Here is a 20,612-nt window from a genome sequence, read left to right on the forward strand (position 1 = left end):
GGATTACGCCCAGAGCATGCGGGGGTTCCACCGGGCACACCCCGTGGGCAGGGTCGTGGCCATGAGACTGCTGATACTCGGAGGAACGGAATTCGTGGGCCGCGCCCTGACGGACGACGCCCTGTCCCGCGGCTGGGAGGTGACGGTCTTCCACCGGGGCCGGCATCCGGCGCCGCCCGGCGTGACGGCGCTGCACGGCGACCGCCGGGCGGACGGCGGACTGGCCGCGCTGGCCCGGGGCGAGTGGGACCTGGTCGCGGACACCTGGTCGGGCGCGCCTTCGGCGGTCCGTGACACCGCCCGGCTGCTGGCGGGCCGGGCGGGAGGTTACGCCTACGTCTCCAGCCGCTCCGTCCACCGGCATCCGTGCCCGGCCGGGCTCGCGGAGGACGGCCCGTTGGTGGACGGCTCGCCGGACGCCGGCGAGGTCCCCTACGCGGAGGCCAAGCGCGGCGGGGAACTGGCGGCGTGCGACGCCTTCGGCGACCGGGCGCTGCTGGTCCGGGCCGGGCTGGTCCTCGGCCCGGGGGAGAACGTCGGCCGGCTGCCCTGGTGGCTGCTGCGCGTCGCGCGCGGCGGCCGGGTCCTGGCCCCGGGCCCGGCCGCGTCGCCGCTCCAGTACATCGACGCACGCGACCTCGCGGCCTGGACCCTGGACGCCGCCGCGCGCGGCCTCGGCGGCCCCTACAACCTCGTCAGCCCGCCCGGCCACACCACCATGGGCGAACTCCTGGAAACCTGCGTCCGCGTCACCGGCTCCGACGCCGAGCTGTGCTGGACGGATCCCGGGCCGATCCTCGCGGCCGGGGTCGCCCCCTGGACCGACCTGCCCATCTGGCTGCCGCCGGGCGAGGAGCACACCACCATCTTCGCGGCGGGGGTCGGCAAGGCCCTGGCCACCGGACTGCGCTGCCGGCCGGTCGGGGAGACGGTCGCCGACACCTGGGCCTGGCTGGAGTCGCTGGGCGGCAGGCCGCCCTTGCGCCCGGACCGCGAACCGGTCGGCCTGGACCCGGAGACGGAGGCGAAGCTGCTGGCGCGGTAGGACGGGCTCCTCTATGCTCGGATCCGAGTAATCGGGTCCGAGCCAAGCCGCGCTCGGCTGCCTCAGCAAGAGCGGCTGCCCCGGCAAGAGCCGCCGCCCCGGCGAGAGCGGAGTGAGATGACCGTCCGAAGACCCGCCAACCCCCTGGCCCTCGCCGTCCTGGGCCTCCTCCTGGAACAGCCGCGGCACCCGCACGCGATGGCCGCCGCCCTGCGCGAACGCGGGCTGGACTCGGCCTTCAAGCTCACCACCGGTTCCCTCTACGACACCGTCCGGGCGCTGGCCCGCGACGGCTGGATCGAGGCGGACGGCACCGAACAGGTGGGCGGGCGCCCCGCGCGCACCGTCTACCGCCACACCCCGGAAGGGCGTGCCCGGTTCACCGAATGGCTCGACGAACTCATCCGCGAACCCTCCCCTGAATTCCCCAGGTTCGTCTCCGCCCTCACCTACCTCGGCGCCCTCGGGCCGCGCCGCGCCGCGGAGGCGCTGCGCGAACGGGCGGCGGCCCTGGAGGCCGGACTGGCGGCCGGCGAAAGCGCGTACCAGGCGGCGCGGGAGGACCACGGAGTGCCCCGGCTGTTCGTCATCGAGGCCGAGTACGCCCGTGCGATGGCCGAGGCCGAGCTGCGGTGGGTGCGCGCCACCGCCGAGGAGATCGAACGCGGAGCGCTGCCGTGGCCCGAGGGGGACGGACATGCCTGACACGCACACCGACGTCCTGGTGGCCGGCGCCGGACCCGCCGGGCTCACGCTGGCCTGCGAACTGGGCCTGGCCGGCGTACGCACGACGGTCCTCGAACGGGACCCCGCCCCGCCCGGCTTCTGCCGCGGCTTCAACCTCAACGCCCGCAGCCTCGACCTGCTCGACCGCCGCGGCCTGGCCGATCGCTTCCTCGCCGAAGGCCCGACGCTGCCGGCCACGACGTTCACCGGCACGGCCGCCCTCGACCTCACCGCCATGCGCACCCGCCACCCGTACGTCCTGGGCATCGCCCAGACCCGCGTCGAGGAACTGCTGGCCGAGCGGGCACGGGAGTCGGGCGTGCGGATCCTGCGCGGCCACCGGCTCACCGGGTTCCGGGAGGACGACGAGGGGGTCACCGCGGACGTCACGACTCCGGACGGGCCGCGCCGGCTGCGCTGCCGGTGGCTCGCCGGCTGCGACGGCGGGCGCAGCACCGTCCGGAAGCTGGCCGGCATCGCCTTCCCCGGCACCCCCGCCCGCCGCTTCACCCTCCTCGGTGACGTCGTCCTGGCCGACCCGGCCGCCCTGCCCTTCGGCCCGACGACCGGACCCGGCGGCGCGTCGGTCTTCGCCGTCCCACGCCCCGGATATGTCCGTCTGATAACCGCCGAACCGGATCCGCCGGAGGACCGCGACGCGCCGGTGACACGAGCCCGCTTCCAGGACGTGCTGGACCGGGCCCTGGGCCGGCATGTGGCCCTCGCCGAGGTCCACTGGCTCACCCGGTTCGGCGACGCCGCCCGGCTGGCCGAACGCCTCCGCCGGGGGCGGGTGCTGCTCGTCGGCGACGCCGCCCACATCCACCCGCCGGCGGGTGCGATCGGCGTCAACGCGGCGATCGACGACGCGATGAACCTCGGCTGGAAGCTCGGCCTCGTGGCCCGCGGCCTGGCCCCCGAGCGCCTGTTGGAGAGCTACCACACCGAACGCCACGCGGCCGGCGCCCGGTTGCTGCGCGACACCCGCGTCCAGGCCCTGCTCGCCGCCGAGGGCGAGCGGCTGGCCCCGCTGCGCGACCTCCTCGCCGAACTGGTCACGTCGGAGGAGACCGCCGGCTTCCTCGCCGAGACCGTCACCGGCGTCGGCACCCGCTACCCGGCCCACGATCCTCGCGGCCACCCCTGGGAGGGCCGGATGCTCCCCGACGTCCCGCCGCCCGACGGCGAACTCCCGACCCACCGGACCGGCGGGGGAGTGCTGCTGCTGGACGACACCACGGCACCACCCGCCCTCCGCGAGGCCGCCGCGCCCTGGGCCGACCGGGTCACGGTCACCACCGCCCGCCCCGGCGAACTGCCGGACACCTGCGCGGTGTTGGTCCGCCCCGACGGCCACATCGGCTGGGTGGCCCCGCCCGACACGACCACGACGGCGGCCCGCGACGCCCTCGCCCACTGGTTCGGCCCGCCGACGGCACTTTCGACGACCTGCTGACACGGCGCGCCGTTGACCATGAGCACGGGATAGGAGGGACGAGGGATACCTCCCCCCCGCCCCTTGGCCGGGCACGTCAGGAGGGCCGGCACCCTGGAGGCGGCGCCGCAAGCCCGGGCCACAGCTGGAACCCGAGAGCTACTTCCAAGTATGCCGGTGTCCCGAGGTCCGGCAGGGCCTTCCCGCGCCGGTAACGACCTGGTCGCAGACGTGAGGACGGAGCGGACGGCCGCTTGGGTCACGCGCTTCAGCCGTGGGCGCGGGATCCTGGAGTGATGAGACCCAGCTCGTAGGCCGTGATCACTGCCTGTGCGCGGTCGCGCAAGTTGAGTTTGGTGAACAGTCGGTTGATGTGCGTCTTGACCGTGTGATCAGTGACTGTCAGTCGCTCCGCTATCTCCTTGTTGGACAGTCCTTGGGCGATGAGCAGCAGGACCTCTGCCTCACGGGCGGTGAGACCGGTGAGGTCGGGGGTGGCGATGCGGGTGGGCCTCCGGTGAACGAACTCGGCGATCAGTTGCTTGGTCACTTCGGGGGCGAGCATGGCTTTGCCGTCGGCTACCAGCCGCACCGCGTGGAGCAGTTCAGGGAAGGTGGCGTCCTTGAGCAGGAATCCGCTGGCGCCGGCCGCGAGCGCGTCAAAAACATATTCATCGAGGTGGAAAGTCGTGAGCATGAGCACCTTGGTGGCTCCGTCGGCTTCGCTCAAGATGCTGCGAGCCGCCTGAATGCCGTCCATCTTCGGCATGCGGATATCCAGTAAGACGATGTCCGGGCGTTGCTGGGCCGTGAGCCTGACCGCCTCTTCGCCGTCGGCTGCTTCTGCCACCACTTCAATGTCGTCCTGTGTCGTGAGCAGGTTCACGAATCCAGTCCGCACCACTGTCTGGTCGTCTGCCACGATTGCCCGTATCGTCACCTGGCTGCACTCCTGGACCGTCGAAGTACGTCCTTTACCCCGGACGCGGAACACCGCCATGGTCCCGTACCTGTGGGTGCGCGATCAGGAGGAGCGGATCTGCTGACCAGCCGCGGATCAGCTCGCACGAATTCGCCGCTTCTTCAGCCGGCGCACAGTCGTGTCCTCACGCGACGGCGCCTGGGACGGCAGATCGGCCTCGATCAGGAAACCGCCATCGCTGCCGCGGCCATACGTCACCTGTCCTCCGAGCAGGGCCGCGCGTTCGCGCATGCCATTCAGACCATGGCCTTCGCTGTCCCTGTCGTCCGGCGGCCCAGGACCGTCGTCGATGATCCGCAGGCTCACTCCGTTCGGGGCAAAGCCGAGGGCCACCTGGACACGCGCGCCTCGCGCGTGACGCCGGGCATTGGTCAGAGCCTCCTGGACGATGCGGTACACCGCAAGTTCCAGTGCAGATGACAGAGCAGGACGTGATCCGTGGACGCAGAACTCGACCTGGCCGCCGGCGGAGCGATGCGTCTCCAGGAGATCGTCCAGGGACGACAGCGTTGGCTGGGGTGCCAGCGACGCCTTCTCGTCGGCGTCTTTGCGCAGAACGTTGAGAAGGTTCCGGAGCTCGGTCAGAGTCGCCCGTGCTGAGCCGGCGATTTGCTGAAAGCCGTCGCGGGCCTGCGGCGTCAGCCCCGGAGTGGTGTATGTCGCGCTTTCCGCCTGCACAGCGATCACTGAGACCGCGTGAGCCACGATGTCATGCAGCTCACGAGCGATTGCCGCCCGCTCGGCCTCCACCGCCTGCCGACGCTCGATGTCGATGAACCTGCGCCGCGCGGCTTCCCTCTCCCGCCGGGAATCTTCCCGGCTGCGCATCGCATCCGCAACGCTGACCGTCGCCACGATGGCGACGGAGAGGACAAACGACTCGGTGAAGTAGTCAAGTGTGCCGTCGGAGCCGAGGGCCGGCGACGCCCCTCCCAGTTCGTACACGCCCATCGCGATGTGCCCGATGTTGACCAAGAGCGCCCCGGTCACCGCGGCGCCGGCCACGACAGCCGGATGCCATAGCCGCCGGCGGGCAAGCGTATAGAGGCCCATGAGTCCCGCGATGGCCGCGGAGAAGAGCATCTCCGGCCGGAAGAGGAAGTTCAGCAACCCCGCCGCCACGGTGATATGGGAGAGCTCCGGTCGTCTGCGACGCCACAGCAGGGGCAGAACCGCCAAAGGGAGGGTCCCAAGGACAGTCGCAGAGGTGATCCGGGCGTGGCAGACCTCGAATGCCGCCAGACACAGCAGCAAGGCCACGCCGACGCTGGGATGCGCGACTACCCAGCGCCATCCGCGGGTTTCAGCGGCCCATGCGGTAGCCGACCGCTGGGGCGAGGCCTCCGGTCGAGTGAGCGGACACATGCTCCCCATTCTGGTCCGGAGGGGCCGGGCTCACGTCACCGCAGGGGTTGACTCGAGCCTGCTCGCTCGTACCACGGGCTGAGCCGAATGCTCACATCCACGGTTGACGATCGCTCCCCCTCCTCCCTCGCAGACTGCTGTCCCGGAAATGAGTGGGGGGCGGATGCACGGTCAGCAACTACTCGCGAAGCCGGCTGCGGCTGCGACGACGCACACCAGCCGTTCCCGCCTGCGGCACGGAAAGCAACCGCCCTGGGAAGCCGTCGGCTGGGCCACATGCTCTGGGTTCGCCTCGCTGCTGGCTCTGGCCTCCACGCTTCCCACCCATCAGCTGTGGGGCACGACGGCTGCGGCCGGATACGGCATGGCCGCATGTCTGGCCGGGCGGGCTAGGAGACCTTCCAGGTACGGAAACCTGGCGAGCCTCACGGCCGTCACCGGGGCGGTTCTCGTGCCCTTGGTGATCCTTGTGACCCGGGGGGCCGCGCAACTGGAGGTCGACGTCGTCGAGCGCTCAGGAGACCTGCTGCTCGCAACCGGCAGCCCGTACGTGGAGGCACCTGCCGACCTGGAGGACTACAACCCATACCTGCCGGGCATGGCGGTCCTCGGATTACCTCATGCCCTCTTCGGTGACACGCCCCTCGCGGATGCGCGATGGTGGTTCGGCGCGGTCTTCCTCGCCTCCATGGCTGCTTCGGCTCAGGTCATGAATCGGCAGAAACACCCCCGGATGCGGGGCCCGTTATTGCTGCTGGCCGCCTGTCCGGCTGTCGCGCTGCCCATGTCCGTCGGAGGGGTCGACCTGCCGGTCATCGGCCTGATGTGCCTTGGCCTGGCACTCGCCGGCAGTGGCGCGAGCCACCGCGCCGGAATGGCCATAGGAGCAGCGGCAGCACTCAAATGGACGGCTTGGCCCCTGCTCCCGGTAGCTGTGGCCCTACTGGCCGCCACCCGCGGAAAGCGTCACGCAGTCCGCAGCGTCATCATGGCCGGGGCCGTATTGATTCTGGCCGTCTTGCCTGTCGCACTGGCCCATCCCCACAGCTTCCTTGAACATCTCGTCCTCTTCCCTCTGGGCGAGGGAGGCACCCCTACACCGGCCGCCAGCCCACTACCCGGCCACCTTCTCGCGGCACTGATACCCAGTGGCACCGCTCTCGCGGTGGCCGCCCTGGCCGCTGCCGCCCTAGCCGTCGGGATCTCCCTGCTCGTACGCCCCCCGATGCACACCCTGGCTGCCGCCGACCGGCTGGCCCTGGGGCTGGTTGCCGCCATGTGCCTGGCCCCGGCCACCCGCTTCGGATATCTCGTCTACCCCATCGTGCTGGCCGGCTGGGTGCGCCTCGTGCTGCCCCGCCCAGTGACTGCAGGAGAGTCGATGCGTTCCCTTTCCTTACACAGCACCGCACCCCAGACCGTGCGGGTGAACAAGCGGCGCCTGGCCTGGTCGTACGCCGCCCTCCGTGCTCTGGGGCGCAGATTCTCCTTCGTCGAGAGGGAGATCGACGGTCTTCAACAGGTTGTACGGGAGGGAGACGTCTGCCTCGACATCGGCGCGGAGTACGGGCTGTACACCTATGCCCTCGCCCACCTGGTCGGCCCGAAAGGCGCCGTCCACAGCTTCGAACCGCTCCCCGGCGCGTACCGCGTGCTCACGGCCGGCACCCGTCTTCTGGGGTGCCCGAATGTGCACCGCCATCCCTTCGCCCTCGGCCGGCAGGCGCAGGACTCAGTCATGAGCCTGCCCTATCGGTACGGCCTGCCTGTACATGGGCGGGCCTTCGTCACGGACGGCGCCCACGGCATCGGCCCCAACGTCGAGTTCGCAGGAGAACGACGGCTCAAGGTCCGCGTCCGCACCGTCGACGACCTCTACAGGGACGGCACTCTCGACCGGGTCGACTTCATCAAGGCCGACGTGGAAGGAGCAGAGCCACTCGTCCTGGCCGGCGCCAAGGAAACGCTCTTACGAGACCGTCCCAGCCTCCTCCTGGAAGTCGAAGCCCGGCATCTGGCCAAGTTCGGAGTACGAGCCGCCGACCTCGCGGCAAGTCTCCACGGTCTCGGCTACGAGATGTCCACTTGGCGGCAAGGCCGCTGGCGTCCCATGGCCCGGATTCTCCCGGAGTGCCGCAACTACCTGTTCACCGCACGCCCGTTGGGAGGCTGATGTTGTCTCGCACGCTGATCGTCACCAACGACTTCCCGCCTCGGCAGGGTGGCATCGAGACCTTCGTCCACGCCATGGCCATCCGCTTCCCATCCGGGCAAGTAGTCGTCTACACCTCCTCCGCCCCTGGGGGCCGACGCCTTTGACGCCCAGTGATTCTGTGTGTCGCACGGCTCGTGCCACGCAAGGGCCAAGACACCCTGATACGTGCCCTGCCCATCGTCCACCGTAGGCGCCCCGACGCCGCCCTGTTGATGGTCGGGGACGGCCCGTATGAACGCCGGCTGCGTGACCTGACCGCCAAGGAGCACGTCGAAGACTCTGTGGTCTTCGCCGGGGGCCACCCTCACGCGAGCATGCCCCTCTTCTGCCATTGTCGCGGACCGTCTAGTGACGCTACTGAGCGACCAACAGCTGACCCGCGAAATGGGGCACAAGGGGAAAGCCTGGGTGCAGGCCGAGTGGACCTGGGAACGCACGTACACACTGCTCGCCTCCGCCCTTGACGGGCAGTGACGGACAGGCGTCCGCAGCCTTCCGGAGCTTGCCCGACCTCCCGTATCCGCACCCCAGGAAGGCTGGTACTCCAGCAGCGGTTCGTGTCCTGAGCTGCGTTTTCGGTAATGGCAGCGACGGGCGACGGCCTGGCGGTGTCTTCTCCAGGCCGGCCACTTCCAGGTCAGCGACAATCGCCGGCTCAGCACACGAACCGCCGCTGGAGCGTCAAGGGCCTAGGCAGTTTCGTTTGGATCAGTCGGTCGTTGGTCCGGGTGTGCCGTTGACTGATCTGCAGTGGGCGCGGATTGAGCCGTTGCTCCCGGACCGTGCGCCGAAGCGGGGTGGCCGCTGGCGGGACCACCGTGAGGTGATCGACGCGATCGCTTACAAGTTCCAGACCGGTACGCAGTGGGTCCACCTGCCGGAGAAGTACGGCAACTGGCGAGGTGTCTACAACCGGCTGCGGATGTGGGCCGTGGACGGCACCTGGGAGCGGGTGTTCACCGCTCTGGTGGCCCAGGCCGACGCGGACGAGGACCTGAGGTGGGCCGTGTCGGTGGACTCCACGATCGTGCGGGCTCACCAGCACGCGGCCGGGGCCCGCACAAAGGGGCCCCGGCCGGTGAACCCGCCGACCACGCCATCGGCCGATCCCGCGGCGGACTGACCACGAAGATCCACCTGGCCGCCGACGCCCGCTGCCGTCCTCTGGCGTTCGTCCTCACCGCGGGCCAGGCCGGTGACGCACCCGCTTTCACCGATGTCATGGCCCGCCTGCGCGTTCCCCGTCGGCGAGGACGGCCCCGCACCAGGCCGGACCTCGTCCTGGCCGACAAGGCGTACTCCTCCCGAGCCATCCGCGAGCACCTGCGCAAGCGCGGCATCCGGGCAGTCATCCCCGTCCCCGCCGACCAGCGCGCACACCGGTTACGCCGGGGCAGCCGCGGCGGCAGGCCACCGGCCTTCGACCGCGAGACCTACAAGCAGCGCAACACCGTCGAGCGGTGCATCAACCGCCTGAAGCAGTGGCGAGGCATCGCCACCCGCTACGAGAAGACCTCCACCGTCTACCTGGCCGGACTCCACATCGCAGGCATCTTCCTCTGGTCCGCCCGGTGATCCAAACGAAACTCCCTAGTCCCCCTCGGCGAGTCGCTCCAGTAGGCCGACCGCCTCTGCCATGATCGCTCGTTCGCGCTCGTCGAAGCGTTCTTCCAGTGCCCGTGCGATCCAGCCCTCGCGCAGCCCTTGCGCCTCCTTCAGGCGGCGGGTGCCCTCCGCGGTGAGGGAGATGAGGACCTGGCGCCGGTCGCTGGGGTGTGGGGACCGCTCGATCAGGCCCGCCTCCTCCAGGGCGGCGACGGTCGTGCCCATGGACTGTGGCCGGACGTGTTCGGCGCGCGCCAGTTCCACCGTGGTGGCCGGGCCGCGGCGGTCCAGCCGGCTGAGGACGGCGGCCTGGGAGAGGGACAGGCCCATGTTCTCCCCCGCCGCGCGCAGCCGGCGGGACAACTGCCCGGTGACCACGCGGAGTCGGGACGCCACCTCGTGCGGCTCGGTGAGCTCGGGGGCGGCGGCCGGGGCGGGGGACTGCTGCTCGTGGGCCATCACCGGGCCAGCGTACCCGGAGCGCGCGCCCGGAGCCGCCGGGCCCCGGCCGGTCAGCGGCCCGCCCGGCGCAGCGCCCGGTCGAAGAGGGTGGCCGGCAGCAGCAGTGCCCCGAGCGCGGTGAGGACGACGGCCGCCGTGTGCAGCCCTCCGGTCGTCGCGCGGTCGCCGTAGACCAGGCCGATGACGCTGGTGGACGCCACCGCGCCGACGTACTGGGCGGTGCGGAACAGCCCGGCGGCGGTGCCCGTCCGGCCGGCCGGCGCCTGCGCGTACAGCGCGGTCTGGTTGCCCACCGCGTTCAGCCCGTTGGGTACGCCGAACACGACCCCCACCAGCACCAGCACGGCCATCGGCGTCCCGGGCCCGGTGAACGCCAGCGCCGCGGAGGCCGCCACCATCGCCAGCGTGCCGACGAGCAGCGGACCGCGGACCGTCGCCCTCCGCGCGCCCGTCCACGAGCACACCGCCGCGACCGCGCACATCGGCAGCATGACCACCCCGGTGACGGTGGCGGAGTACCCCCGCACCTCCTCCAGCCACTGCGTGTAGCCGTACAGCACGCAGTAGACGACCAGGAACGACGCGCCGTAACGGACGTAGGTGCGCACCAGCGGCCGGTTCGCCGCCAGCATGCGCAGGTCCAGGAACGGGTGCCGGGCGACCCTGAGCTCCCACGCCGCCAGCGCTCCCGCGGCGAGGCCGCCGACGGCGAGCAGCGGCCAGTCGGGCCGGGCGAGGTCGGTGAGGAACAGCATCAGCGGCAGCAGGGTGCCGACGAAGAGCAGGACGCCCGCCGGGTCCAGCGCCGACCACCCGCCGCGTATCCCTCCCGCGCGCGGCCGGGGCTCGTCCCGGGGCAGCCAGGCCAGCGCGAGGGCCAGCCCGACCAGCGCGAGCGGGATGTTCACCGCGAACACCGCCCGCCAGCCGGCCAGTCCGGTGAGCAGCCCGCCCAGGGCCGGGCCGAGCGCCGCGCTGGCGAGGGCGGCGATGGTCAGCGCGCCCAGGGCGCCGGCGGGCTGCCCGCCGGGCGCCCGCGCCGACCGCTCGCGGATCATGGCCATGGCCGCCGGGTAGGCGGCCGACGTACCCACACCCGTCAGCACCCGGACGGCCACCAACTGGCCCAGGGACCTCGCCAGCAGCCCGGCCACCCCGGACAGCCCGACGAGTACCAGCCCCGCCGTGTAGACGCGCCGGGCGCCGAGGTGGTCGGCGACCCGGCCCATCACCGGCTGGGCGACCGCGCTCGCCAGATACAGCCCCGCGACCAGCCACACCGTGGCGGACGGGCCGGCTCCGAAATGCCGGCCGACGGGGACGAGCGCGGTGGAGATCATGCTGGAGTTGACCGGGTTGAGCATCGAACCGACCATCACCGCCGCCACGAACCGGCCGCCGATCTCCGGCGGCCCGGCCTCCGTACCGCCGGCCCGTTCCGGCGGCCGAACGGGCTTTTCGACGTCCTCGCCCGCTTCGCGCATGGCGGGCCCTCCCTCCGTCCCGGCGCGCGACGGCGCGCACTCACAAGAAGGGAAGGTTAGCTGTTATTCAGGAAAACTTACAAGATTTTCTTGCTGGTTCGTTACTCGCGTCGGACGGCCAGCAGTGCCGCGTCGTCCGTCAGTTCCCCGCCCACGTACGCCAGGAGGTCCGCCACCAGGCGGTCCGCCAACACCCCCGGCGCGCTCTCCGGCAGCGCGGCCAGCCGGCGCTCCAGCGGGTAGAACCGGCCCGCCGCGTCCCGCGCCTCCGTCACGCCGTCCGTGTACAGCAACAGCAGATCGCCCGCCCGGAAGGAGAAGACCACCGGCCGGTACGAACCCTCCGCCAGCTCGCGCAAGGCCAGCGGAGGATCCGAACCGGAGTCCTCCGCGCCCGCCGCGCCCGCCGCGCCCTCCGCGCCTTCCGCGTACACCCGCCCGTCCCGGCGGACCAGCGGCGGGAGGTGCCCGCAGTTCACCAGTTCCACCGCCTCCCCCGAGCGCGGGACGGTGAGCAGCGCGGCGGTCACGAACTCCTCGGTCACCCCGCGCCGCCGCACCGCCGCGTCCAGCCGCCGGGCCACCGCCCCCAGCTCCGGCTCCACCTGCGCGGCCTCGCGGAACGCCCCCAGCACGTCCGCCGCCGTCTCGACCGCGCCCAGCCCCTTGCCCCGTACGTCGCCGATGAGCAGCCGCACCCCGAACGGCGTGGTCAGCACCTCGTAGAGGTCACCGCCCACCTGCGCGTCCGCCGCCGCGGCCAGATAGCGCACCGCGACCCGCAGCCCGCCCACCCGTTCCGGCACCGGCCGCAGCAGCGCCTGCTGCGCCGCCGTGGCGACCGAACGCGAGCGCAGCAACTCGCGCTCGCGCGTGGCCACCAGGACCACGTTCGCCGAGCTGATGCAGCTGAGGGCGAGCACCGTGAACGCCGCCGTCACATGGAGGGTGACCGGCACCCCAGGGTCCGCGAGGGTCAGCGCGGCCACCAGGACCAGCGCCACCGCGCCGGTCAGCAACGGGACCCGGGCCCGGCGCGTGCCGATGCTCGCCAGCACCGGGGCCGTGCCCAGCACGGGCGAGAACGTCAGCCGGGGATCCGAGGTGAGGTCGACCCCCACCGCCGCGGCCAGCAGGACGTACGCGGCGACGACGAGCAGGCGCGCCGGGCGGGGGAGGGCCGGGGCCCGGTACGGGACGGCGGGGCCGGAGGCTCGCTTCATGGCTGTCTCCACCCTAGGGGCCGCCGGTCGGCCCGCAACCCGGTCCGGACGCGGCCCCGGCACACGGGCCCCGGACCCGTCGCCGTCACGCGGGCCGTCGGCCGAAGTCCCACGCCGGACGCCCTGTCGGCTCGGGGGAGGTGCCGCACCCCGGCCCGCGCGAGGCGCGGCACCCCACCGCCGGCGGCGTCACCGCGCCGGCGTCCCCGCCAGCTCCGCGGAGATCGCCCGAGCGGTCTCCCGCAGCGCCTCCTCGCAGTGCCGGGACGCCCCGTCCGCGGGAGCCAGCAGCCGCCGGGGGCCGGTCAGGAAGAGCGCCGCCGCGTGCCGGACGCCGTCGGGGCAGTGGACGGACGTGGCCAGCCGGGCGTCGTCCGGGCCCGTCCCCTCCTCGTAGACGCAGCGCGCGTCGCACGGGCCGTGCAGCACCCTGGCCGGGGCGCTCGTACGCGGCAGGACCTCCCCGGTCGCCAGCCGCTGGGGGCTGCCGTCCGGCCGGAACACGTGGTGGATGAGCTGGGCGCCCTCGGGGTGTGCCACGGCGAGCCGGACGCTCGTGCCGGTCCGCGCGGCGAGGGTGTCGGCCCAGTTCATGGCGGCGGCGCGGATGTCGTTGCAGTCCCGCCGGGCCGGGCCCGTCGGGTCCGTCCGGGAGCGGAGCGGTTCGCCGGGGCGGCAGGTGCCGGAGCCGGTGTCGTACTCGACCAGCCCTTCCGCGCGCAGTCCGCTGATCAGGTCGCCGACGGCGCGGTCCGGCAGGCCCAGGGACGCGGCCAGCCGGCGGAAGGACACCCCGCGTTCCGGCTCGCGGGCCAGGAGCTTCAGGGCGGCTGCGGCGCTGCCGACGGGGGCTCGGTACCGGGACATCGCGGTTCTCCGTTCCATGGGGTTCGCGGGATCGGATCCGGTGGGGCGGCCGGAGCCGCGGCCCTTCGAGCACGGGGCCCGCGCCGGAGCGGGGTACCGCCGTGGCGGGGCACCGCCGGGGCCGGGCCGCCGCGCCACCGGAGCCGTCCACGCTAGGCCGGGACGGGCCGCGAGCCGGTCCCCCGGCCGGCGGACCGGGCGGGGGAACCCGCCGTCCCCCGGCCGGGGGACGGCGGCCCCTGGCATAGAGTCGGGGGCATGGTTGCAGGAGACGCAGGAGACGCGACCCCCGTCCGCGTCGACAGCTGGATCTGGTCGGTACGGCTCACCAAGACCCGCTCGCTGGCCGCCGCGGCCTGCCGCGCGGGGCACGTCAAGGTCAACGGGGAACGGGCGAAGCCGGCGCTGCCGCTGAAGGCCGGTGACGAGGTGCGGCTCTTCCACGCCGGGCGGGAGCGGATCGTCGTCGTCTCCCGGCTGGTCCGCAAGCGGGTCGGGGCCCCGGTGGCCGCCGAGTGCTACGTCGACAACAGCCCGCCCGAGCCGCCGCGCGAGGTGATCGCCGCGATGGGCGTGCGCGACCGCGGCGCCGGGCGGCCGACCAAGCGGGAGCGCCGGGAGATGGAGCAGCTCCGCGGCCGCCCCTGAGGCGGCCGGGCAGAGGGGCCGACGCCCTGGTGGGGCCCGCGCCGCGGACCCCACCAGGGACGGTTCACCGGCTAGTGGCTGCCGTCGTCACAGAACATCGGCATGTTCGGGGTGCTGCCGGGCGCGCCGTCCGGAACCTGCTGCAGGCTCCAGGGGTTCCCGCCGTTGCCGCGGATCTCGACACCGCAGGTGCCGTAGGCGGACGAACGGTTCTCGTTGCTCGCCATCTCGCTGAACTTGACGAAGTTGCCGTTCTGCACCGGCCCGCTGGTGGGCCGCCCGGCCTGGTCGACCATGCGGCCGTCCAGGTACAGGTACAGGCTCGGCATGTAACTCTGGTACACCAGACCCTGTTTGGGGTCGTCGTTCTCGAAGTTCGGCACCGCCTGAGTGGACTTGACCGTGCCGTCGGTGCAGAAGCCCATGCTGACGTTCTGCCAGATCGGCCCCGCCATGTTGAACAGCGAGCCCTCGGCGATGTCGCTCCCGGAGAGCTTCGCCTTGCGGAAGAACATGCTGTAGATGTCACCGGCGGTGTTGGCCACCTCGGGCGGCAGACTGCCCGCCTCGGCCAGGGACTTCAGCTTGGAGACCCAGGCGTCCATCTCGGAGTCGGCCTTCGACTTGGATATCAGCGGCCGGTAGCCGATGGTCCCGCCGCTGACGTACTTGGTGGTGACGCACTTGCCGCTGTCGTCGATGCTCGTCGGCTTCTTGCCGACCCGGTAGGCGATGCCGGGGGTGATGCCGGTCACCATCGGGTTGGGCACCGAGCGGTGGAGGCCGGGCTCGTTGGCGTCGTCCATCTCGAACGACAGGTCCGGCATCCGGACGCCGAGCGAGCCGTAGTCGTCCACGGTCGCCTTGACGAAGGCGCGGACGAACGGGGTGATCTCGGTGTCACCGGTGCGGCCCCTGGGCACCACGGTCTCGGTGCCGGGAATGATCTTCCCGTCCTCGCCCGTGACCCATTCGGCGTCGATATGCGTCTTGATCTTGTAGGAGCGGTCATCGTCGAAGGTGTGCTCGTTGATCGTCGCCGGCGGGTCCGCGATGGCGAAGCCCATCCAGTCGGCCTGGGACGGCTTCCGTGACGGGTCGGTGCCGGCGGCGTCCACGTCGGTCTCCCACTTGCGCGCCGCGTCGTGCACCTTCTGGCCGACGCAGTCGCGCTGGTGCGAGCCGTTGGTGCAGATGCCGTACTCCAGCATGCCCTTGAGCACGGCCGACTTGTCGAAGGCCATCCCGCCGGTGGTACGCGACTTGGCCCAGTCGTAGAGCGTCTGCCGGGTCCGCATCGGCGTCTTCATCAGCCAGGGCGTGTTGGTGTCCAGGTTCTGGTTGCTCCGGAAGATCGACACCGCGTCGAAGGTGTGGTGCTCGTACTTGGCGTTGACCGGGATGAACGCGAGCGCGTCGTAGGCGACCGTGGTGTCACCGGACGACTTGTCGTCGGTGACGTTGCTCAGCATCACCTTGGCGTTGGATCCCAGCTGGAAGTAGCCGACGTCCACCCAGCCGTTGGTGTTCTTGCTCTGGTCGACGATCCGCTCGACGACCCGGCCGCTGCGGGTGGTGACCTCGTAGTGGGCCGACTTGGTCCGCTTGCCCAGGTAGGGCATGAACGCCTGGACCTTGTACACCTTGTCCGCCAGCTTCGGCTTCCAGGTGCCTTGCGTCACCAGGTAGTTGTCGAAGTTGTTGGGCTCACGGCCGTGCGAGAACCAGTAGTGGCCGCCGAAGCCGCCGCCCATCTGGTGCAGGTCCTCCCGGGCCTCGTAGTTCCCCTCGTCGTCGGCCATGAACGACCACTCGAACGCGCCGCTGCTGGACCAGGCGCGGGCCCCGCAGCGATTGGACGGCACATTGTCCGGCAGATCGTCCACCAGCACGGTTCCGCTGGGCAACGTGCCCGAACCACACGGTCCGGGGCTCGGGTTGGCGTCACCGGGCTCGGAGCGGACCGTCTTGTAGGTGAGGTACTCGTTGCCGCACTGGTTGACCCGCGGGTCGCTCGTCTGCTTGTTGGGCCCGCAGTTCTTCCAGATGGAGTCGCGTGTGTACCAGTGCGGCTTGTAGCACGCCTCGTCCTTGCACTCCGGCGGGCTCATCGGCGAACATGCGTTGCTCGTGTCGCAGAACGCCCACCGCGGCGGCATGATGGCCGTCGACCGGTCGTTCGCCGAGGTCCACCAGGCCGGCGAGTAGCCGTGTGTGTTGCCGCTGTTGCGGTTGCCGTTGTCGTCGTACGAACGGGTGGTGTCGATCGGGAAGGCGCCCCAGCCCATCACCTTCTCCTCGTACGACCAGCGCTCCGGGTGGGCGGCGTCCGCGTAGTGGTTGTTGTCCAGGAACGGGTAGCGGTCCGCCGGGTACTTGGGGTTGGCGGGGTTGTTCCCCCAGCCCAGGCCCCAGTAGCCGGACGAGTCCGCGCCGGGCGGATTGAAGCCCGCGTTGTAGTTCCAGACGGCGGCGAACCAGTTCTCCGGACGGGCCGGGTCGTCGTCGTTCATCCGGATGGTGCTGCCGGGCTTGTGCAGCTCGTTCCACTTGTCCTGGAGGATGCGCACGGAGTACGAGATCCCCGTGGCGTAGTCGAGGGCCACCGCCCGCTGCTGGTCCGGGGGCAGCAGCGTCTCGTGCGGCTTCGGGTGCCCGGCGATGCGCATGCCGTCGGTGGCCTGGCCGATGCCGTAACCGCAGTCGGCCTTGTCCCAGTTCACCTTCCAGATGCGCTTGGGGTCGTACCCCTTGGTGCCGGCGTAGATGTTGGTGCCGTAGAAGTTGCCGATGAGCGGGTTGCCGTACTCACCGGGCTCGGCGTGCGAGGTGGCCTGCCAGAGGTTGGACTCCTGGGCCAGGATGCCCAGCATCACCTGGGCGGGGATACGCCCGCCGGTGCTCAGGGTGCGCGGCGGGAACATGCCCTGCGGCGTCCAGGCGGGCAGCCCCGAGTTGTGCCAGTTGGCCGGCCGGTTGATGTTGCCGGATATCAGCAGGCCCCGGATGGCCATGTCGACCGCCCACTCCACCTGGTTGGGGGTGGGCTGGAGCACCTGGGTCTTGGCGTCGTTCCGGGGCACCGAGCAGTAGCGCTCGTCGTCCACCGGGTTGTGCGAGATGTCACCGGGCGCCGCCTTCCCGGCGGCGGCCAGGGCCTTCCGCGTCGCGGTGGTGCCGCCCACCACGTACGGCAGCACCGGGGACGGCCGCCGGCTGTCCGCGGGCTTCCGGGACGACGAGGTGTCGACGGAGAAGCCGAGCCCCTTCCCGGTGCCCACGGCCTTCGCCGTGATGTCCACCGGCTCCGGGCCGCTGTTCATGGTCCCGCTGAGGGGTGCCGCCACCTTCTTGGCGAGGTGGCGCGGCACGGCCTGGGTGATGGCCAGCCGGCCCTCACCGGACAGCTCGGCCTGCCCGGGCACATCCGGCAGCCGGCGGACGGACTTCGGCAGCCCGCCGGTCCGCGGCCGGGAGCCGCCCGTCAGGAAGACCGTGCCGCCGGACCCCTGTGCCAGGCCGACGTCGCCCAGCCGGCCGTCGGCGACCGTGCTGACCTTACGGCCCTTCAGGTGCCGCACCAGCGCCTTGTCGCTCCGGGCGTCGGCCGGTTCGAGGAAGGTCACGCCGCCCTGGCCGTCCGGGCGCAGCCGCAGCGGCGTCTGCCCGGTGGTGGCCAGCAGCTCGGTCCGGCCCGACGGGGCCAGCCGCAGCAGCCGGGGGCCGGAGGCCGCGACCACGCCGTCACCGGTCGGGACGGCCGAAGTGGCCTGCCCGTTCACGGTGTTGGTGGCGACGACCTTGCCGGTGACCGCGTCGACCGTCTGCAACTGCGTCCGTTCGGCCGCCCCCTCGGCGGCGGCCTGGGTGATCACGGCGGTCTCGCCGCTGCCGCACCCCGGGTCGAAGTAGGCCAGACTCGCGTTCAGCGGCAGCTTGTTCACCTTGCCGCTCTCCAGGTCGACGACCGCGGTGAACGCGCCCCGGTCGAAGAGGTGCTGGCGGTTGGTGAAACCGCGCGGGGCGTAGACCACGACGGCCCGACGGCCCGACGCGGTCACACAGGCGTTGCCGATCCACTGGTCGGTCTGGAGCCCGGGCTCCGAGAGGGTGGCGGCGGTACGCCAGGTGTAGCCGGACCTGCCCTCGGCGACCAGCAGGTGGAGGCCGGTCGCGTCGCCCGCCGTCGTCCAGGCGCGGTCGGTGGACTTGTTCCAGCCCTTGCCCAGGACGGCGTCCCGCTCGGCCGGGGCGACCGTCGCGGGCGACGCCGCGGCCCGTTCCGGCCGTGGTTCGGCGGCCGGCGGTCCGGCCCAGGCGGTCGGCCCTTGCAGCAGCGCGGCGACGGTGGCCGCGGCCGCGCTCACCGCCGTGGCCGTCAGCAGGGCCGGGGCCCGGCTGGATCTTCTGTGACGTCTCAAGGGATCTCCCTCGTCCGGTGCCACGCGCCGTCGGTCGGCGCGGGCCGGCCCGGCGGGCGACTCCCGCGGTGCGGAGGCGCGGCCCGCGGGCGCGTCAGAGGGCCGGCGGTCCCCGTGGCGGCCGGTTTCCGGGCGGGCCGGGGCGCGCGCCGCCCCGGCGAGGGGCGTCGGGCGTCGGGCGAGGGACACGGCGGCAGGACGGGCGCGACTCGACCGGGCGGAACCGGGAATCGCGCGCCAAAGGGGATGGAAACCTAGGGGAATTCTCGGACGGTCACGATGGGGCACCTCTCGCTGTGGAGCGTGGGCGGCCTTTCGTACGGGCCTCGGCGGCGGCCGGCCGAAGGGACTTTACGCGGCGGGAAAACGGGGTCGCAAGCGACCGTTTCAAGCCCCAACTACCGTGTGGCCCCGGGTATTTCGGGATATCGGGCGGCAGGGCGGGCGGAACCGTCGGTTCAATCCGCGGGAATAAGAAAAGGGGTGGCGGGAATTCCCCTGGGTTTGTTCCTTTTCGGGGCCTTAATTCTGGTGCTGGTGTGACTGAGAGATGCTCTTGTGGTGGCAGGTGGCGGCTCCCTACGATCGGCCTCGCTCCACTCCCGGCTCCGTGAGCCGGAAGTTCGGGAAACGGTTCCGTTCGCGATACCCGTCGTCACCCGTCGTTCACCTCGCGGAATGACCGCGATGACGCGAGGAGTTGTCGTGGCCCGTTTCGAACGCGAGCTGTTCGGCCGACGAGCGGATGTCCCGCCGGTCGTATGATCGCGCGCCGGCCCGCCCCCGACGACGGACCCGCCGAAGTGCCAGGACCACCCCCTTAGCGAACGGGAGTTCGCCGGACCTCTGTCGGGCGGACGCCCCCTGCGCACCCCCCTCGGCGTGACCGTCACCGGACGCCCGCCTGGCTCGTTGAGCGGACGGGCGGGTGCGGGTCGCCGATGACCGCCCGCCGGCGACGGCACGGCAGGAAGGGCGGGCGATGCGCGACCCCCGCGGCAACCGCGAACCCCGCGGGGGCAGGAACGGGCACCGGGGAACCGGCGGCCGGGCGAGACCAGTCCGCAGCCCGGGCCACGCCGCCCGGATCGGCGTCTGCCTGGCTTCGGCCGCCGTCCTCACGGTCGCCGGCACCGGCTGGCTCGCCGGTCACTGGATCGGCGACGGCCTCACCACCTCACGGGCGCTCGACGCCCTGCGCGAGAACGCCCCGCGCAAGCTCGACGACTCCGTCAACGTCCTGCTGATCGGCCTGGACAGCCGCAAGGACATGAACGGCCGCGACCTGCCACGGCAGTTCGTACAGGACGAGCTGCACGCCGGCTCCAGCGGCATCGGCGGCTACAACACCAACACCCTGATCCTCGTGCACATCCCCGCCGGCGGCGGCCGGGTCACGGCGTTCTCCATCCCCCGCGACGACTACGTCACGGTCGCCGGCGGACGCGGCGAGCACAAGATCAAGGAGGCGTACGGGATCGCCAAGGCCGAGGCCCAGGACCGGCTGGCCGCCCAGGGCGTGCAAGGCGCCGAGCTGGAGCACCGCAGCCGCGAGGCGGGCCGGGAGACCACCCTCGCGACGGTCCAGGAGTTCCTCGGGGTCCCCATCGACCACTTCGCCGAGGTCAACCTGCTCGGCTTCTACGACATCGCCAAGGTCCTCCAGCCCATCCCGGTCTGCCTGCGGCACGCCGTCCACGACCGCTATTCCGGCGCCGACTTCCCGGCCGGGCGCCAGGAGCTCGACGCCCGCCAGTCCCTCGCCTTCGTCCGGCAGCGGCACGGCCTGGTCAACGGCGACCTCGACCGCACCCACCGGCAGCAGGCGTTCCTCTCCTCCGTGATGCACAAGCTCACCTCCCAGGGCGCCTGGGGAGACCTGGACAAGCTCGAAGGGCTGCTCGACGTCGTCAAGAAGGACGTGGTCCTCGACGACCAGTGGGACCTGCTCGACTTCGCCCAGCAGGTCCCCAACCTCACCGGAGGCAACGCCGAGTTCCACACCCTGCCCATCGCCGGGTTCGCCTACCGCAAGGGGGAGGCCGTCAACCTCGTCGACCCCCAGCGGATCCGCGGCATCGTCCGCGCCATGACCGACCACCGGCGGCCCCCCGAACCCGAGCCCTCCCGGGCC

The 20,612-nt window shown here is 71.9% G+C and carries 16 protein-coding genes; 9 read left to right on the forward strand and 7 right to left on the reverse strand.

Going from position 1 to position 20,612, the window contains the following annotated elements; genetic code table 11:
• The first annotated feature begins 61 nt into the window (after nucleotides 1-61).
• The 3 genes from ACSNOK_RS03835 to ACSNOK_RS03845 all read left to right on the forward strand — a co-directional run bounded on the left by ACSNOK_RS03835 (nucleotide 62) and on the right by ACSNOK_RS03845 (nucleotide 3,227).
• A complete protein-coding gene (locus ACSNOK_RS03835; protein ID WP_436779108.1) occupies nucleotides 62-1,045 on the forward strand; it encodes a reductase in 984 nt (327 codons plus the stop codon).
• Between the two features lie 117 nt (nucleotides 1,046-1,162).
• Nucleotides 1,163-1,750 (forward strand): PadR family transcriptional regulator, encoded by a 588-nt coding sequence (locus ACSNOK_RS03840; protein WP_436779109.1) that lies wholly within the window; start codon nucleotides 1,163-1,165, stop codon nucleotides 1,748-1,750.
• Nucleotides 1,743-3,227: an FAD-dependent oxidoreductase gene (locus tag ACSNOK_RS03845; protein WP_436779110.1), complete on the forward strand. Its 1,485-nt coding sequence runs from the start codon at nucleotides 1,743-1,745 to the stop codon at nucleotides 3,225-3,227. Before ACSNOK_RS03840 ends, ACSNOK_RS03845 begins: the two co-directional genes overlap by 8 nt.
• 247 nt (nucleotides 3,228-3,474) lie before the next feature.
• Here ACSNOK_RS03845 and ACSNOK_RS03850 read toward each other — a convergent pair whose 3' ends face one another.
• Together ACSNOK_RS03850 and ACSNOK_RS03855 are read right to left on the reverse strand one after the other, a co-directional pair.
• Nucleotides 3,475-4,146: a response regulator gene (locus ACSNOK_RS03850; RefSeq protein WP_436779122.1), complete on the reverse strand. Its 672-nt coding sequence runs from the start codon at nucleotides 4,144-4,146 to the stop codon at nucleotides 3,475-3,477.
• Between the two features lie 117 nt (nucleotides 4,147-4,263).
• Nucleotides 4,264-5,448, reverse strand: a complete 1,185-nt coding sequence (locus tag ACSNOK_RS03855; protein ID WP_436779111.1) for a sensor histidine kinase — start codon at nucleotides 5,446-5,448, stop codon at nucleotides 4,264-4,266.
• A gap of 565 nt (nucleotides 5,449-6,013) precedes the next feature.
• On the opposite strand from ACSNOK_RS03855, the gene ACSNOK_RS03860 reads away from it, so the two are divergent.
• The 4 genes from ACSNOK_RS03860 (at nucleotide 6,014) to ACSNOK_RS03875 (ending at nucleotide 9,343) form a co-directional block, all read left to right on the forward strand.
• Nucleotides 6,014-7,726 (forward strand): FkbM family methyltransferase, encoded by a 1,713-nt coding sequence (locus tag ACSNOK_RS03860; protein WP_436779112.1) that lies wholly within the window; start codon nucleotides 6,014-6,016, stop codon nucleotides 7,724-7,726.
• Nucleotides 7,726-7,872, forward strand: coding sequence for a hypothetical protein (locus ACSNOK_RS03865; RefSeq protein ID WP_436779113.1), 147 nt, complete (start codon nucleotides 7,726-7,728; stop codon nucleotides 7,870-7,872). The genes ACSNOK_RS03860 and ACSNOK_RS03865 overlap by 1 nt, the downstream gene beginning before the upstream one ends.
• Before the next feature lie 30 nt (nucleotides 7,873-7,902).
• Nucleotides 7,903-8,232 carry a glycosyltransferase gene (locus ACSNOK_RS03870; protein WP_436779114.1) on the forward strand — a complete coding sequence of 110 codons (330 nt, stop codon included), beginning with the start codon at nucleotides 7,903-7,905 and terminating at the stop codon, nucleotides 8,230-8,232.
• Nucleotides 8,233-8,498: 266 nt separating this feature from the next.
• Nucleotides 8,499-9,343 (forward strand): IS5 family transposase gene (locus ACSNOK_RS03875; protein WP_436779115.1). Its coding sequence is split into 2 segments (ribosomal slippage): nucleotides 8,499-8,829 and nucleotides 8,829-9,343, totalling 846 coding nucleotides; the frame shifts between segments, so codons are not numbered across the junction.
• A gap of 15 nt (nucleotides 9,344-9,358) precedes the next feature.
• Here the strand turns inward: ACSNOK_RS03875 and ACSNOK_RS03880 are convergent.
• From ACSNOK_RS03880 to ACSNOK_RS03895, 4 genes are all read right to left on the reverse strand, one after another.
• A complete protein-coding gene (locus ACSNOK_RS03880; RefSeq protein ID WP_436779123.1) occupies nucleotides 9,359-9,832 on the reverse strand; it encodes a MarR family winged helix-turn-helix transcriptional regulator in 474 nt (157 codons plus the stop codon).
• Nucleotides 9,833-9,885: 53 nt separating this feature from the next.
• Nucleotides 9,886-11,319 carry an MFS transporter gene (locus ACSNOK_RS03885; RefSeq protein ID WP_436779116.1) on the reverse strand — a complete coding sequence of 478 codons (1,434 nt, stop codon included), beginning with the start codon at nucleotides 11,317-11,319 and terminating at the stop codon, nucleotides 9,886-9,888.
• A 101-nt stretch (nucleotides 11,320-11,420) separates the two neighbouring features.
• Nucleotides 11,421-12,542: a PP2C family protein-serine/threonine phosphatase gene (locus ACSNOK_RS03890; protein WP_436779117.1), complete on the reverse strand. Its 1,122-nt coding sequence runs from the start codon at nucleotides 12,540-12,542 to the stop codon at nucleotides 11,421-11,423.
• A 189-nt stretch (nucleotides 12,543-12,731) separates the two neighbouring features.
• Nucleotides 12,732-13,409 (reverse strand): IclR family transcriptional regulator, encoded by a 678-nt coding sequence (locus ACSNOK_RS03895; protein WP_436779118.1) that lies wholly within the window; start codon nucleotides 13,407-13,409, stop codon nucleotides 12,732-12,734.
• 258 nt (nucleotides 13,410-13,667) lie between these two features.
• Here ACSNOK_RS03895 and ACSNOK_RS03900 point away from each other — a divergent pair, with 258 nt between their 5' ends.
• Nucleotides 13,668-14,057, forward strand: a complete 390-nt coding sequence (locus ACSNOK_RS03900; RefSeq protein WP_436779119.1) for an RNA-binding S4 domain-containing protein — start codon at nucleotides 13,668-13,670, stop codon at nucleotides 14,055-14,057.
• Nucleotides 14,058-14,128: 71 nt separating this feature from the next.
• Here the strand turns inward: ACSNOK_RS03900 and ACSNOK_RS03905 are convergent, their stop codons facing one another.
• On the reverse strand, nucleotides 14,129-18,478 hold the full coding sequence (locus ACSNOK_RS03905; protein WP_436779120.1) for a hypothetical protein: 4,350 nt from the start codon (nucleotides 18,476-18,478) through the stop codon (nucleotides 14,129-14,131).
• A gap of 982 nt (nucleotides 18,479-19,460) precedes the next feature.
• Between ACSNOK_RS03905 and ACSNOK_RS03910 the strand changes: the two genes are divergently transcribed.
• Nucleotides 19,461-20,612 (forward strand): LCP family protein (locus ACSNOK_RS03910; RefSeq protein ID WP_436779121.1); only part of this gene is annotated, 1,152 nt, incomplete at its 3' end.

The organism is Streptomyces sp. URMC 126, from assembly GCF_051386555.1.
Taxonomy (GTDB): Bacteria; Actinomycetota; Actinomycetes; order Streptomycetales; family Streptomycetaceae; genus Streptomyces.